The following is a 13,387-nucleotide window of genomic DNA, read 5'->3' as shown; positions in this document are numbered from 1 at the left end:
CCCCCACGGGGGAAAAGCGATTCGTCACCGCGGCGAGCCGTCACAGTTACGAGGATGGCGGTCAGACGCGCAGGCATGGCGCCCGAGGCGGACTTCGACGAGGCGACGTGGCGGGAGCGACTCGCCGGCCACCGCCGCGAGAAAGACGAGTTCCTCGCGGACCACCCCCAGTCGCCGATCCCGCCCGGCGACCGCGAGGACTTCGAGGGCCTCGCGTACTACGACCTCGACCCCGAGTACCGCGTGGTCGCGCGGTTCAGCCGCGCGCAGTCCCCGGAGACCGTGAAACTGGAGACGACGCGGGGGCCGCCCGCGGAGTACGAGCGCGTCGCCGTGCTCGGCTTCCCGCTCGGCGGCGACCACCACACGCTCGCCGCGTTCCGCGTGGAGGGCGAGGACAGCCTGTTCGTGCCGTTCACCGACGAGACGAACGGCGAGGAGACCTACGAGCGCGGCCGCTACCTCGACGTCGACGTGCCGGCGGACGCCGAGACGGGCGACGACGTCGTCGTCGACTGCAACCTCGCGTACAACCCCTTCTGCGCGTACAGCGACACGTTCTCGTGTGTGCTCCCGCCGGCCGAGAACCACGTCGACGTCCCCGTGCGAGCGGGCGAGCGCGTCCGCGAGTAGGCCGACGACGGACGTGCCGTCGGCTACGCGGCGTCGCGGTCGGGAAAGGCGATGCGCCAGTCGGTGACTCCGGCAGCGACGGGCGGCCGCGTTACGCCGCGACCTCGGTGGCTTCCAGGAGCTCCTGGTAGCGGTTCCGGATGGTGACCTCGCTGACGTCCGTGACGTCGCTGACCTCGCTCTGGGTCACCTTGTGGTTGGTGAGGAGGCTGGCGGCGTAGATGGCGGCGGCGGCGAGGCCGACCGGGCTCTTGCCGCTCGTGACGCCGTCCTCCTTGGCGTTGTCGAGGAGTTCGCGCGCGCGGCGCTCGACCTCGTCCGGGAGGTCGAGCTCGGACGCGAACCGCGGCACGTAGCTGGCGGGGTCGGCGGGCGCGACCTCGAGGCCGAGCTCGCGGACGATGTAGCGGTACGTGCGCTTGAACTCCATCGCGTCGATGCGGCTGACGTTCGCGACCTCGTCGATGGACCGCGGCGTCCCCATCTGGCGGGCGGCCGCGTACAGCGCGCTCGTCGCGACGCCCTCGATGGAGCGGCCGGGCAGGAGGTCCTCGCTGAGGGCGCGGCGGTAGATGACCGACGCGGTCTCGCGGACCTCCTTGGGGAGGCCGAGCGCCGAGGACATCCGCTCGATCTCGCCGAGGGCCTGCTTGAGGTTGCGCTCCTTGCTGTTGCGGGTGCGGAAGCGCTCGTTCCACTTGCGGAGCCGCTGCATCTTCTGGCGCTGGTTCGACGAGAGGCTGTTGCCGTAGGCGTCCTTGTCCTGCCAGCCGATGTTCGTCGACAGCCCCTTGTCGTGCATCATGTTGGTGGTGGGGGCGCCGACGCGGCTCTTCTGGTCTTTCTCCTTGGAGTCGAAGGCGCGCCACTCGGGGCCGCGGTCTATGCCGTCCTCCTCGACGACGAGCCCGCAGTCCGTGCAGACCGTCTCGCCGTGCTCCTCGTCGTTGACGACGCGGCCGCCGCACTCGGGGCAGGTGAGCTTCTCGTCGGTCTCTGTCTCTGCGTCGGTCTCGGTCTCCGTCTGCTGTCGCTGTCCGGAGTACGTCCGGAGCCTGGTGTCACTCATGGTGGGTACAAACGTCGGGCGAGGGAGGTACGGAACGCTCGTCGGCCCGACTCGTTCTAACCAATCCTAACAGCGACAGATACTTAAACGTTTCGCAGTTGTGCGCACTTCTAGCACACTCTATACCGCACTGATACTGGTACGAGCCCGTGGTATTGGCGGGTTTTGGGTTCTCCTAAGGATCCGACCGGGATAACCGGAGGACAGCGAAAGGAATATAATGGTTTTGCTCGCCGGGCTCCGGATTCCGCCGCCGGGCCGCGGACAGAATGAACGGCCGCCGCCGGTAAAATTGAACGCCGACACCTCAGCGGAGAAACCTTTAACTTGGCTGGTAGTCGATGTTCCGCGGACGCAACCACTCCCATGACCGACGAAGGGGCACGCGTGCTCGTGGTCGACGACGACGAGGCGCTCACGGACGTGTACGCCGCGTGGCTGTCGGAGCACTACGACGTCGACACCGCCACCGACGGCGAGACCGCACTGGACACCCTCGGATCGGACGTCGACGTCGTCCTGCTCGACCGCCGGATGCCCGGCCTCTCCGGGGAGGAGGTCCTGGACCGCATCCGGCGCGCGGAGTACAACTGCCGCGTCGCGATGGTCACGGGCGTCCGCCCGAGCGTCGACGTCGTCGAACTCGGGTTCGACGAGTACCTCGTCAAGCCGGTCGACCAGGACGAACTCCGTGACGTCGTCGACACCCTCCTCGACCGCGCCTCCTACGACGACCACCTCCAGGAGCTGTACGCGCTCAGCTCCAAGCGCGCGCTCCTCGAGGCCGAGGCCGACGCGGGGAACGTCGACCTCGACGGCCAGCTCGCGGACCTCGACGACCGCATCGCCGAGCTCCGCGACCGCATCGACTCGACGACCGAGGGGTTCGGGCACGACGACTTCGAGGTCGCGTTCCGCGACCTCCAGGGTCGGTCCCAGGGCAGCGACTGAGGCGATGGTCAGCGGCGACTCCCTCGTCGGGGCGGTGTCCGCGGCGACCGAGCGCGCCGACGGCGTACAGGCGGTCCGCGAGGCGGTCTGCGCGGCGGTCGTCGACGACGGCTACGAGTTCGCGTGTTTCTCCGGCAGCGACGGGACCGCCGTCGCAGCGAGCCGGCCGGGCGCGGAGCCGCCGCCCACCGACGACGTCGTGCCGACGTACCGCAGCGCCGCTGCGGCCGCGACCGGCAGCGAGACCCGCCCAGGGGGAGATCGTTCCTCCGCGTCGACCGTCGGCGACGCCGCCCTACAGGGTGACGGGGACCAGTCGACCGACGTCGACGCGGACGAGGGCGTGAGCGTCGACGCGAGCGGCGAGGCGGACCTCGTCGCGCCGGCCGACCGACAGGTGACCTGCATCAGCCGCGAGGACGGCTTCGCGGTCACCGTCCCGGTCGTCGCCGGCGACGACTACTACGGGACGCTCGCGTTCGGTCCGACCGCACGCGTCGACGACGAGGGGACGCGGGACCTCCTCGCTGCGGCGGGGACCCTCGTCGGGCACGCGCTCGCCGCGCGCGAGGCCGAACGCGAGCGCGACGACCTCCGGGACACCGTCCGGCGCGAGCGCCGGCAGTTCGAGAAGCTGCACAGCGTCGCGGCGGCGATGGTCGGCTGCGAGGACGAGCGCAGCGTCTACCACCTCGCCATCGACGCCGCGGAGAACATCCTCGAGTTCGACGTCTGCGGCATCGACGTCGTCGAGGACGGCTACTTCGTCCCGGTCGCGACGTCGACGAACCTCGACGCCGGCGACTCCAAGACCATCGAGGTGACCGAGGGGGTCGCCGGGCGGACCTACCAGGACAACCGGACGATGGTCGTCGACGACGTCGCCGAGCACCCGGACGCCGCCCCCGCGAACCCCGACTACCGGTCCGTGCTGAGCGTCCCCATCGAGGGCGTCGGCGTCTTCCAGGCGGGCGCGGAGCCGACGGCGGCGTTCTCCGCCGCGGACGCGGAACTCGTCGAACTGCTGATGGCGCACGTCTCCGCGACGCTCGGGCGGCTGCGCTCGGAGGCGGCGCTCCGGGAGAGCGAGCGGAAGTACCGCACGCTCGTCGAGCAGAGCCACGACGCGGTCACCATCTTCCGCGACGGCGAGTTCGCGTTCGTGAACGAGCGCGCGACCGAGCTCTTCGACCGGGACCGCGCGGCGCTCCTCGACGCCGACGTCTGGGAGTTCGTCCACGCCGAGGACCGGCCGAAGTTCCGCCGCGTCGTGGGCGAGCTCACCGCCGAGGCGGGCCGCCAGGAGACCTTCGAGGGCCGCATCCGCCGGCCGGACGGCGACGTGCGGAGCTGCGAGTTCTCCGCGACGAGCATCGCGTACGGCGGCGGCGTCGGGGTGCTGGGCTCCATCCGGGACATCACCGAACGGAAGGAGCGCGAGCGGGACCTCCAGCGCCAGAACGAGCGCCTCGAGGAGTTCGCGAGCGTCGTCAGCCACGACCTCCGCAGCCCCATCAACGTCGCGCGCGGCAGCGTCGACCTCGCACGGGAGACCGGCGAGCCGGACCACCTGGACCGCGCTGCGGACGCGCTCGACCGCATGGAGACCCTCGTGGAGGACATCCTGCGGCTGGCGCGCCAGGGGCGGCTCGTCGACGAGACGACGCCGGTCCCGCTGGACGACGTCGCGGCGGCCGCGTGGCGGTCCGTGGCGGCCCCCGAGGCGACGCTGTCCGTCGAGGCGGACGTGACGGTCGAGGCCGACCGCACGCGCCTCCGCGAACTCTTCGAGAACCTCTTCCGGAACGCCGTCGAGCACGCCGGCAGCGACGTCGCCGTCACGGTCACGGCCCGAGCGGACGGGTTCGTGGTGGCGGACGACGGCCCGGGCCTCCCGGCCGACCGCACCGACGAGGTGTTCGAGCGCGGCGTGTCATCGACCGAGGACGGCACGGGCTTCGGGCTCGCGATCGTGGAGAGCATCGCGGAGGCCCACGGCTGGGCGGTCGAGGCGCTCGCGGCGCCGCCCGACGACGTTCCCGGGGACGGCGCGGCGTTCGCGGTCACCGGCTGTCGGCTCACCTAGCCGGTCGCTGCCGCCGCGGTCAGCCCTCGTCCAGCGACCGGGCGATGTCCGCGAGACTCGAACTCGGCGCGGCGACGGACTCGTAGCGCGCCGACTCGCCCGGCGCGCGGACGCCGTACTTGTACCCCGGTTCGACGACGTCGACGTGGACCGTGCGGCCCGCCTCGAGGCCGCTGTCGACGACCCAGGCGGCGAGGCGGTCCTCCGCGCTCCCGGGGTCGCGTGCGAGCGAGGGCGTGTCGTACGCGCCGCGGACCACTGGCTGGCCGTCGGCCGTCCGCGACAGTTCGGCGTGGCACTCCGCGCCGTCGACGACGAGGCGGACGACCTCGCCCGCGGGGAAGTCGTCGGCCGCGCCTGCGGGCAGTCGGAGTTCCAGGCGGCTGGTGCCGCCGGCGCGTGCGAGCGCGCCCGAGACGGTGTCGACGGTCTCGTCGGTGACGGTGTCGCCCATGGACGCCGGAACGTCGCGGCGCCGTAAAACGCAGTCGGTCAGACGGTGTTGGTGCGGCGCCGCTGTACCGCGTCGACGACCTTCACGAAGGCGCCGAGTGCCGCGGTACAGACCGCGAAGATGATCGTGAACCAGATGGCGATGCTGAGGAGCACGTCGACCGTCGGGCCGTGGACGAGGCGGCGAGCGGCGACGCCGGCCGCGAGCGCGACCGCGTAGAACGCCGTCACTTTCAGGGCGAAGGCGTTTCGCTCGACGACCCGGCCGGCTCCGGCGAGCCCGTCCCCCACCCCGGAGTCGGTCGCGTCGTCGTGCTCCGAGTCGTATCCGGTCATGCGCGTGGCAGGTAACGACCGATTCCCGGAAGAACGTTGGGTTGATTTGTAGTCCGAGAGTGCCTACAAACTACAGACGAGCGAAGGGATGGTTCGCGTCCGCCAGCGATTCGGCGGAGTCAGCCGCTACAGCGCGTGGAATTCCGTTCTCTCGGTCCCCCATCCATCAGCCTGGATGGTTGCGAAACTGACACGGTAGGCCCTGCCGCGAATGGTTTCGCGTGTCCGTGCGGGAGTCTTCTCCCAGTCCCGGTCTGTGGCGTGTGTCGGCTGTCCCGGGAAGCGATGCGCGTCGGCGGTTCCGGACGGCGGCGGCGAACGGTTCGCTTTTCTCCCCGCGCGACCAACCGGCACGCATGGACGCGCCGACGCCGACGCCGGCCGGGGACGAGAACCGCACGCGTGCGTTCCTCGCCATCCTCCCGTTCCTCCTGCTCGGCCTCGCGGACGTGGTCCTCCTGCTGTTCTGGGGGCTGAATCCCCTCTGGGGGTTCGTCATCCTCCCGCCGATCCTCTTCATCAGCGTCCTCGGCTGGATCGCGTTCAAGACCGGCTTCGTCGGCGACCGCGAGGACGACGCCTGACGGCGCCGCTCCGGGACGACCGCGGTCAGGTCTCGTGGATCTTCTCGCCGCGGTGCAGCCGGTCGGCGATGGTGAACGTCTGCTCGCCGGCGCGCCGGGTCGGCGTGTGCGCCGCCAGGAACCGGGCGGTGGCGACGAGGTGGACGCGAGCGCGGTCGCCGCCGCCGAGCCGGTCGTACTGCGCGAACGCGGCCTCGAGGTTCTGCCGCGGGTGGAAGCCGACGTCCTCGCGGAGCAGCGCCTCGCCGAGCGCGCGCCGCAGCGTCGCGGGGTCCCCGTCCGCCGCGAGGAACTCCGCCGTCAGGCGCCCGGCGCGGTTCACCTCCTCGGCGGCCTCCACCTCGAAGGTCTCCCGGAGGGCGGCGAGCGCCTCGGCCGGGTCCCGGTCGCCGGCCGGGTCCGGCAGCGGCGTCGGCGGCGTGTTCAGGAAGCGGTCGAGGTAGACGGAGACCGCGGCGTCGAGGACGCCGCGGTACACCTCGACGGCGCTCGTGCGGCGCGCGAGGCCGTCGACGGCGTTCGCGAACGTGTACGTGTGGTGGACGGTGTTCCAGTCCGAGAACTCGTTGGCGGTGCCGAACTGCGCGACGCGGCGCGCTGCCGCGTACGCCACCAGTGACGCCAGCTCGGGGGCGGTGGCGCCGTCGGCGATCGCGTCGGTCAGCGCGCCGACGATGCGGTGCGGGTCGTCGCCGAGGAGCACGTCGACGACGTCCCCGGGCTCGGTCCACGACTCGTCCTCGCCGGCGGCCGCGAGGTCGGGGAGGCGGTCGGCCGCGTCGGAGACGAGGCCGGCCACGTCGACGGGCTGGCGCCACGACGAGTCCTCCTCCGCGCGGTCGGCGGCCGCCAGCCCCGGGACGAGGCTCGGGAGCACGCTGTCGGCGTGCTCCCAGCCGACGTGGTCGAGCAACTCGAAGGCCTTGTTCGCGAAGTCGACGCGGTGGCCGCTGTCGAGGTACCGGTGGTCGGTCGCGGCGGCGACGACCATCCCCGCGATGGCGTCCTCGTCGAGCCCCGCGGCGACGGCCGCCCGGAGCACGCGCTCGGCGCCGTCCGCGTCCCGGAGGTCGACGTTCTCCCGGAACCAGGCCGCGAGGCGCTCGGGCGGCACGTCAGTCGCGCCGAGCGGCTCCTGTACGAAGAACGGCGGCTCGCCGGCGCACTCGTCGGCGACCTCCGTGAGGCCGACGTAGAGCGCGCGCCGGCGGTCCTCGGGCCGGACGTCGTCGAGGAGGTTCGCCGTCGCGGCGAGCGTCGTCAGGCCGCGCCCCCAGCCGTCCTCGCGGTAGTGCGTGCCGAACTCCGCGCCAGCCGCCAGCGGGACGGTGGCGTCGACGCCGGCGTCGTCCAGCCCGATGACCGCCTTCGCGACGACCAGCGAGAGGTTCTCGCGGAGGCCGTGTTCGAGGCGGTCCTGCCAGTGTTCGCGCGGTGACTCTGCGCGCTCCGGCCGCGGGTTCACGTAGACGTCGCCGTCCCGGACCTCCACGGGGTACGTCTGGACGTCGTCGGCGAACGGGTCGAAGGTGTCGCCGCAGGACAGTTCGAAGCGCGCGTGGTGCCACGGACAGGTCAGCACGCCGTCGTCGACGGAGCCGTCGGTGAGCGGGAACCCCATGTGGGGACAGCGGTTGTCGGTCGCGTAGAACGCGCCCTCGTGGTAGAACAGCCCGACGGCGCGGCCGCCGGCGCGGACCACCAGCGGGCTGTCCGCTCGGGCGGCCGCCGCGTCCGCGACCCGCTCGAAGGGGTCTGACTCGGAGCTCGATGCCATGCCACCACGTACCACGCAGGCGCGGGTAAAGGTTCGCCGCCGGCGGAAACGGTTATACCGGTTCTCCCGCAGTACGGCGTATGGGCACCGTCGCCGCAGCCGGGTACGCCGCCCTCGGGCTCGCGCTCGCCGCCGCGGGCCTCGCGCTCCGCCGCGCCGAGACGATGTCGCCCGTCCCGCTGTACGACGAGTCGACGGCGACGGACCCCGCCGCGCTGGCGCGCGTGCTCGGCGCCGCCCTGGTCGCGTTCGGGGCCGCCACGCTCGCGTTCGCGGCGCTCGAAGCGGTCGAACGGACCGGCGTCGTCGTGGTCGCCGGGTACGGCGTCGTCGTGCTGACGGTCGCGCTGGTCACCGCGGCCCGCACGCGACACTACGAGTAGCCGTCCCGTCCCCTCGCGGCGCCAGTCGCGACTCGCGGCGCGGCCGCCGCCGACTACGCCTCGCACTCCGGCGCGCCGACGGCGGCCGAGACCTCGTCGACGAGCCCGGGGTCGTACGTCCAGAACCCGTAGAAGCCGTCGGCGTCCTCGCGCTCGACGGCGACCAGCGCCGACGCCTGGCGTTCGTCGCCGCCGCCGTCGAAGACGACGAACCACGTCGCGGCCACGTCCGGGGCGTCGGTGCCGTGGAACGCCACGCCGTCGGGCACGTCGACCGGCTCGTCGCGGACCCCGTAGACGTGCACGTCGAGGTCGGTGGCGGCGAGCCGCGCGTACGTCTCGCGCTCGGTGGCGAAGTTCGACGCGCGCTGGAAGCCAGCGTCCAGCCGGCCAGCGCCCGCGCGCCACGCCCGGTCCTCGATCTCGCGGGACGCCGCCAGCATCTGCCGGCGGCTGTACGACGTGAACGTCGTGCGGTCGAGGTGCGCGAGCAGCGGCCCGTAGGGCGCGCGCTCGCCGACCTCGCGCGTCCCGCCGTCGGTCAGCGACCGGAGGCCGTCGACGCCGACGGCCGCGAGGAACTCGCCGTCGTCGGACAGCACCGCGTGTTCCGGGTGGTCGGCGTCGCCCGCGGCCTGGACGGCGACGTTCCGGGACGCGAAGTACTCGCGGAGCGCTGCGACCACGGCGGCCTCTGGGTCGGTGTAGACGGTGAGCGTCAGCTCGCGGTCCCGAACCGCCGACACCACGTCGCGGAGCCTCATTCTCGGGGGGTTCCCGCCAGGGGTACAAGTGTGTTCGTCCGGCTTCCCGCGACGGGCGAGGCGCCACGAGGTTTAAGGGGGACGACCGAGCGCGGAGGAACATGGACCGCGCAATCGCCGTCGTCGAGGCGTCCGAGTCAGCGAAAGACCTCGTCCACGAGGCCGGCGAACTCGCCGCCGGCGTGGACGCCGAACTGATCCTCGTCCACGTCACCACCGACGAGGAGTACAGCGAGCGCCGCGAGTCGATGATGTCCGTCCCGAACATCGACGTCAACTACACCGTCGACGAGGCGCTGGACGGCGCCGAGAAGTTCGCGCGGGACGTCGGCCGCGAGGTGCTCTCGGACGTCGAGGTCGCGTACGAGTCGGTCGGCCGACTCGGCGAGAAGGGCGACGAGATCCTCGCGCTCGCCGAGGAGCGCGACGCCGACCACGTCTTCGTCGCCGGCCGGAAGCGCTCGCCGACCGGGAAGGCCATCTTCGGGGACGTCACCCAGCGCATCATCCTGGAGTTCGACGGCGCCGTCACCGTCGTCACCACCTGACCCGCCGCGCTCAGCCGTCTCGCGTCCCCTCGGAGTCGCTGCCTGCCCCGTTCGCGTCGCCGCGCGCCCCCTCAGCGTCGTCGAGGGGGGAGTCGACGCCCGGCGGCAGGGAGTCCGGGGCCGCGATGACGTTCCGGCGGCCGAGCTGGACCTTCACGACCTCGCCGTCCTCGGCCATCTGCGAGAGGACGCGGCTCGTCTTCGCCTTCGACCAGCCGGTCTCCTCGACGACGACCGACTGCTGGACGCGGCCGTCCCGGTCTGCCAGCAGTCGCTGCACCCGCCGCTCGTCGGAGAGCAGGTCGGCCGGCGGCTCCGCCTCGCGCGCCTCGCTGGACGCTGCCGCGTCGGCGGACCCCTCGTCGGCCGCTGAAGAGTCGGCACCGTCGTTCGCCTCCTCGCTCGTCGCGCTGCCGGGCAGCAGCGAGCCCGCGCCCGGACCGCGCGCGCCGACCGTCTGGCGGAGCGAGCCGGCGCCGACGCGGCCGCGGCTCCTGGCGACGACCTCGCAGACGAGCACGACCGCGCCCACCGCGAGCACCGCCGCGCCGGGGCTGAGGAACCGCGTCTCCGTCGTCTGGACCTCGGCCGCGTCGCTCGTGCCGTCGTCGTCGGTGTCGGGGTCGGTGGGGTCGGTGCCGTACTCGTGGACCTCGGCGCCGTCGTCGAGGCCGTCGTCGTCCGTGTCCGCTTCGGTCGGGTCCGTCCCGTACCGGTTGACCTCGTCGTCGTCGTCGAGGCCGTCGCCGTCGGTGTCCGCCTTCGTCGGGTCGGTGCCGTACTCGTGGACCTCGGCGCCGTCGTAGAGGCCGTCGCCGTCCGTGTCGACCGCCTTCGGGTCCGTCCCGTACGTGTTCACCTCGAGGTTGTCCGAGAGGTTGTCGTCGTCGGTGTCGGGGTCGGTGGGGTCGGTGCCGTGCTCGTCGACCTCGGCGCCGTCGTCGAGGCCGTCGTCGTCGGTGTCGGGGTCGGTGGGGTCGGTCTGGTAGCGGTTGACCTCGGCGCCGTCGTCGAGGCCGTCGCCGTCCGTGTCCGCCTCCGTCGGGTTCGTGCCCAGTTCCAGTTCGCGGGCGTCCGAGACGCCGTCGTCGTCGGAGTCGGGTGCCGTGGGGTCGGTCTGGTAGCGGTCGACCTCGGCGCCGTCGTCGAGGCCGTCGCCGTCCGTGTCCGCGGCGGTCGGGTCGGTGCCGTACGTTTCGACCTCGATGCCGTCGTCGAGGCCGTCGCCGTCCGTGTCCGCGACGTCGACGCCCGTCCCGAGTTCGACCTCCCGTTCGTTCCGCAGGCCGTCGTCGTCGACGTCGCCGTCGCGCTCGAGGACCGTCACGTCGAGTGACTGCGAGGTGGCGCGCCGCGTGTCCTCGCCCGTCCGGACTTCCACGCGGACCGACTGCTCGCCGGTCGCGTTCGCCGGCCACTCGCCGACGTCGACGGTGACCGACGTCGTCCCGTTCGACGGCGTCTCGACCTGCTGGCAGGCGAGGTCGACGGCGTCCCCGTCCGCGGCTGGCTCGGCGACCAGACAGACGTCGGCCTCGCTGTCGTTCGCCGAGCCGTCGACGGGCACCTCGAAGCTGTGGGACGCGGACGCCCACAGCAGCAGCGTCGACCGGTCGCCGGAGGCGGCGCCGTCGCCGGTGTACTCGAGGCTGGTCGCCTGCGTCGCGGCCGCTCCGCCGGCGAACTGGCCGACGCCCGCCGCGAGGACGAGCAGCAGGCACGCCGCCGACGCTGCTCGACGTCGGCGGGTCATCGGTGGGGCACCGGGCGCCGTGTGGCGAACGAGGAGTCTGTACGCATCTGCGAGTCGGTCTCGTCTACGTCGCCCGCCCTCGTTATTATTCGAGCCGTAAGCGACCGGCCGCCCGTTAAGACCTCTCTAACGCCGGTCGGTCGGGACGAAACAGTCGAAACAGTGGGAACCGAGCGGGACTCGTGGCGGAACTGACGGAACGACTTCCCGTCTTTACGCCGCTTCCGCTCCCAGGGTCGAGTGCAGTCATGAACTGGAGACCCGCACGGAAACCCCTCGCGGCGCTGTTCGTCGTCGCGCTCCTGCTCGTGGCCGGCTGCGCCGGCCCGGGCGGTGGCGGCGGTGACGGCGGAGGGACCGACGGTGGCGCAGCCGGAACGACAGACGGCGGTGTCGACGGCGGCGCCGACGGAGGCACAGACGGTGGCGCAGGCACAGGAGACGAAACTGACGGCGGCACGGGCGGTGACACCACGGAGGCCGGTGCCGGTGACGGAACCGGAACCGAGACGACCGATGGCGGCGTCGGCACCGAGACGACCGACGACGGAATGGGTAACGAGACGACCGACGGCGGCGTCGGCACCGAGACGACCGACGACGGAATGGGTAACGAGACGACCGACGGCGGCGCCGGCGACGAGACGACTGACGGCGGTACCGGCGACGAGACGACCGAAGGCACCGGCGCCTGAGCGTCTTGACGTCCCAGGGCATTGACGCACGCGCGTCCCGGCGCCCCAGGGCACTGACGCCTGAGCGTCTTGCCGCCCCAGGGAACCGGCGTCCGGGCGTCCCGACGGCAGCGACGTCCGGGCGTCCCGACGGCTCCCACGGCCGCGACCGTGGGAGTGCGACCACGGCGGGAGACCGTCTGTCATCCGCTTCTCGCCGTTCGACTCGGCCGAGGCGGCCGACTCGACGCTCCGGTATTGTCCTCCGAGTACAAAACCATTAATTCGCTGGGGGCCCTACGTCCGGCTATGACCGACGACACCATCGAGGAGATCAAAGCCAGGAAGAAGGCCGAGCTCGTCGAGCGCGCCCAGCGGCCCGACGAGCCGGACCAGCCCGTCGAGATCGAGGGCAGCGAGCACTTCGAGGACGTGCTCGCCAGCCACGACACCGTGCTCGCGGACTTCTACGCGGACTGGTGTGGCCCCTGCCAGATGATGGCGCCCGCCGTCGAGCGCCTCGCCGCAGACGACGGCGTCGTCGTCGCGAAGGTCGACGTCGACGCCCACCAGGGGCTCGCGCAGGCGTGGGGCGTCCAGGGGATGCCGACGCTCGTCGTCTTCGAGGGCGGCTCGGAGGTCGACCGCGCCGTCGGCGCGCGCAGCTACGACGGGCTGTGCAGCCTCGTCGCCTGACCGGCCGCGACGACGCCGACGCGGTCGGCGGCTACGGTCTTGTGCGGACTGGACAACCTTTTTGCGTGCCGGCGCGCAACCTCGAGCCGATGGGCTTTCACACGTTCGACCCGGAGCGCGCCGCGAACCTCGAGGACGCGTCGCGGTTCCGGTACTGCTCGCGGGACGAACTCGTCGCCGCGCTCGACCCGGAGCCGGAGGACCGCGTCGCCGACCTCGGCAGCGGCACCGGGTTCTACACGCGCGAGGTCGCGCCGTTCGTCGGCCGCGTCGACGCCGTCGACGTCCAGCCCCAGATGCACGAGGAGTTCCGCGACCGCGGCGTCCCGGAGAACGTCTCGCTGGTGACCGCCGACGTCGCCGACCTCCCGTTCGGGGCGGGCGAACTCGACGGCGCGTTCTCCACGATGACGTTCCACGAGTTCGCGTCCGCGGAGAGCCTCGCGGCCGTCCACCGCGTGCTCGCCGAGGGCGGTCCGTTCGTCGCCGCCGACTGGTCGGCCGCCGGCGAGGGCGAGGACGGCCCGCCGGTCGACGAGCGCTTCGACGCCGAGGACGCCGCCGACCTGCTCGCGGACGCCGGCTTCGCCGTCGAGCGCGCGACCGACCGGCCCGAGACGCTGTTCGTCGTGGCGCGCGCCTGAGACGGACGCGCTCCGCGCGGCGCCGGACCGCCGACG

At 72.4% G+C, this 13,387-nt stretch carries 15 protein-coding genes; 9 read left to right on the top strand and 6 right to left on the bottom strand.

Annotation, left to right across the window (positions count from 1 at the left end):
- The first annotated feature begins 75 nt into the window (after nucleotides 1-75).
- Nucleotides 76-633 (top strand): DUF1684 domain-containing protein, encoded by a 558-nt coding sequence (locus U5911_RS10295; protein ID WP_336036950.1) that lies wholly within the window; start codon nucleotides 76-78, stop codon nucleotides 631-633.
- 91 nt (nucleotides 634-724) lie between these two features.
- Here U5911_RS10295 and U5911_RS10290 read toward each other — a convergent pair whose 3' ends face one another.
- Entirely contained in the window at nucleotides 725-1,702 is a 978-nt protein-coding gene (locus U5911_RS10290) for a transcription initiation factor IIB (protein WP_336036949.1), read from the bottom strand.
- A 366-nt stretch (nucleotides 1,703-2,068) separates the two neighbouring features.
- Between U5911_RS10290 and U5911_RS10285 the strand changes: the two genes are divergently transcribed.
- Together U5911_RS10285 and U5911_RS10280 are read left to right on the top strand one after the other, a co-directional pair.
- The gene (locus U5911_RS10285; RefSeq protein WP_336036948.1) at nucleotides 2,069-2,653 is read left to right on the top strand and encodes a response regulator; all 585 of its coding nucleotides are present in this window, start codon (nucleotides 2,069-2,071) and stop codon (nucleotides 2,651-2,653) included.
- A gap of 4 nt (nucleotides 2,654-2,657) precedes the next feature.
- On the top strand, nucleotides 2,658-4,739 hold the full coding sequence (locus U5911_RS10280; RefSeq protein ID WP_336036947.1) for a GAF domain-containing sensor histidine kinase: 2,082 nt from the start codon (nucleotides 2,658-2,660) through the stop codon (nucleotides 4,737-4,739).
- A gap of 19 nt (nucleotides 4,740-4,758) precedes the next feature.
- On the opposite strand, the gene U5911_RS10275 is transcribed toward U5911_RS10280, so the two are convergent.
- Complete coding sequence (locus tag U5911_RS10275) at nucleotides 4,759-5,193, bottom strand: DUF7112 family protein (protein ID WP_336036946.1); 435 nt, start codon at nucleotides 5,191-5,193, stop codon at nucleotides 4,759-4,761.
- A 38-nt stretch (nucleotides 5,194-5,231) separates the two neighbouring features.
- A complete protein-coding gene (locus U5911_RS10270) occupies nucleotides 5,232-5,528 on the bottom strand; it encodes a hypothetical protein (protein WP_336036945.1) in 297 nt (98 codons plus the stop codon).
- Nucleotides 5,529-5,884: 356 nt separating this feature from the next.
- Here U5911_RS10270 and U5911_RS10265 point away from each other — a divergent pair, with 356 nt between their 5' ends.
- Nucleotides 5,885-6,112, top strand: a complete 228-nt coding sequence (locus tag U5911_RS10265) for a DUF8142 family protein (RefSeq protein ID WP_336036944.1) — start codon at nucleotides 5,885-5,887, stop codon at nucleotides 6,110-6,112.
- Between the two features lie 25 nt (nucleotides 6,113-6,137).
- On the opposite strand, the gene U5911_RS10260 is transcribed toward U5911_RS10265, so the two are convergent.
- Nucleotides 6,138-7,889: a Rieske 2Fe-2S domain-containing protein gene (locus U5911_RS10260; RefSeq protein ID WP_336036943.1), complete on the bottom strand. Its 1,752-nt coding sequence runs from the start codon at nucleotides 7,887-7,889 to the stop codon at nucleotides 6,138-6,140.
- Between the two features lie 80 nt (nucleotides 7,890-7,969).
- On the opposite strand from U5911_RS10260, the gene U5911_RS10255 reads away from it, so the two are divergent.
- Entirely contained in the window at nucleotides 7,970-8,272 is a 303-nt protein-coding gene (locus tag U5911_RS10255) for a hypothetical protein (protein ID WP_336036942.1), read from the top strand.
- A 53-nt stretch (nucleotides 8,273-8,325) separates the two neighbouring features.
- On the opposite strand, the gene U5911_RS10250 is transcribed toward U5911_RS10255, so the two are convergent.
- Nucleotides 8,326-9,036 (bottom strand): DICT sensory domain-containing protein, encoded by a 711-nt coding sequence (locus tag U5911_RS10250; protein WP_336036941.1) that lies wholly within the window; start codon nucleotides 9,034-9,036, stop codon nucleotides 8,326-8,328.
- Between the two features lie 101 nt (nucleotides 9,037-9,137).
- Between U5911_RS10250 and U5911_RS10245 the strand changes: the two genes are divergently transcribed.
- Nucleotides 9,138-9,584, top strand: a complete 447-nt coding sequence (locus U5911_RS10245; protein WP_336036940.1) for a universal stress protein — start codon at nucleotides 9,138-9,140, stop codon at nucleotides 9,582-9,584.
- A 10-nt stretch (nucleotides 9,585-9,594) separates the two neighbouring features.
- Here the strand turns inward: U5911_RS10245 and U5911_RS10240 are convergent, their stop codons facing one another.
- Entirely contained in the window at nucleotides 9,595-11,337 is a 1,743-nt protein-coding gene (locus tag U5911_RS10240) for a DUF7343 domain-containing protein (protein ID WP_336036939.1), read from the bottom strand.
- Between the two features lie 248 nt (nucleotides 11,338-11,585).
- Here U5911_RS10240 and U5911_RS10235 point away from each other — a divergent pair, with 248 nt between their 5' ends.
- The 3 genes from U5911_RS10235 to U5911_RS10225 all read left to right on the top strand — a co-directional run bounded on the left by U5911_RS10235 (nucleotide 11,586) and on the right by U5911_RS10225 (nucleotide 13,351).
- Nucleotides 11,586-12,032: a hypothetical protein gene (locus tag U5911_RS10235; protein ID WP_336036938.1), complete on the top strand. Its 447-nt coding sequence runs from the start codon at nucleotides 11,586-11,588 to the stop codon at nucleotides 12,030-12,032.
- 288 nt (nucleotides 12,033-12,320) lie between these two features.
- Complete coding sequence (locus tag U5911_RS10230; protein ID WP_336036937.1) at nucleotides 12,321-12,707, top strand: thioredoxin family protein; 387 nt, start codon at nucleotides 12,321-12,323, stop codon at nucleotides 12,705-12,707.
- Between the two features lie 89 nt (nucleotides 12,708-12,796).
- Nucleotides 12,797-13,351: a class I SAM-dependent methyltransferase gene (locus U5911_RS10225; protein WP_336036936.1), complete on the top strand. Its 555-nt coding sequence runs from the start codon at nucleotides 12,797-12,799 to the stop codon at nucleotides 13,349-13,351.
- Nucleotides 13,352-13,387: the final 36 nt, after the last annotated feature.

The organism is Halobacterium yunchengense, assembly GCF_037031165.1.
In the GTDB taxonomy this organism is placed as follows: Archaea; Halobacteriota; Halobacteria; order Halobacteriales; family Halobacteriaceae; genus Halobacterium; species Halobacterium yunchengense.
This window is presented reverse-complemented; position numbering and strand designations above follow the sequence as displayed.

Bases quoted from the DNA above. Each gene is read 5' to 3' on its own strand.
- U5911_RS10295 (WP_336036950.1), top strand. From the start codon at position 76: ATGGCGCCCGAGGCGGACTTCGACGAGGCGACGTGGCGGGAGCGACTC.
- U5911_RS10290 (WP_336036949.1), bottom strand. From the start codon at position 1,702: ATGAGTGACACCAGGCTCCGGACGTACTCCGGACAGCGACAGCAGACG.
- U5911_RS10285 (WP_336036948.1), top strand. From the start codon at position 2,069: ATGACCGACGAAGGGGCACGCGTGCTCGTGGTCGACGACGACGAGGCG.
- U5911_RS10280 (WP_336036947.1), top strand. From the start codon at position 2,658: ATGGTCAGCGGCGACTCCCTCGTCGGGGCGGTGTCCGCGGCGACCGAG.
- U5911_RS10275 (WP_336036946.1), bottom strand. From the start codon at position 5,193: ATGGGCGACACCGTCACCGACGAGACCGTCGACACCGTCTCGGGCGCG.
- U5911_RS10270 (WP_336036945.1), bottom strand. From the start codon at position 5,528: ATGACCGGATACGACTCGGAGCACGACGACGCGACCGACTCCGGGGTG.
- U5911_RS10265 (WP_336036944.1), top strand. From the start codon at position 5,885: ATGGACGCGCCGACGCCGACGCCGGCCGGGGACGAGAACCGCACGCGT.
- U5911_RS10260 (WP_336036943.1), bottom strand. From the start codon at position 7,889: ATGGCATCGAGCTCCGAGTCAGACCCCTTCGAGCGGGTCGCGGACGCG.
- U5911_RS10255 (WP_336036942.1), top strand. From the start codon at position 7,970: ATGGGCACCGTCGCCGCAGCCGGGTACGCCGCCCTCGGGCTCGCGCTC.
- U5911_RS10250 (WP_336036941.1), bottom strand. From the start codon at position 9,036: ATGAGGCTCCGCGACGTGGTGTCGGCGGTTCGGGACCGCGAGCTGACG.
- U5911_RS10245 (WP_336036940.1), top strand. From the start codon at position 9,138: ATGGACCGCGCAATCGCCGTCGTCGAGGCGTCCGAGTCAGCGAAAGAC.
- U5911_RS10240 (WP_336036939.1), bottom strand. From the start codon at position 11,337: ATGACCCGCCGACGTCGAGCAGCGTCGGCGGCGTGCCTGCTGCTCGTC.
- U5911_RS10235 (WP_336036938.1), top strand. From the start codon at position 11,586: ATGAACTGGAGACCCGCACGGAAACCCCTCGCGGCGCTGTTCGTCGTC.
- U5911_RS10230 (WP_336036937.1), top strand. From the start codon at position 12,321: ATGACCGACGACACCATCGAGGAGATCAAAGCCAGGAAGAAGGCCGAG.
- U5911_RS10225 (WP_336036936.1), top strand. From the start codon at position 12,797: ATGGGCTTTCACACGTTCGACCCGGAGCGCGCCGCGAACCTCGAGGAC.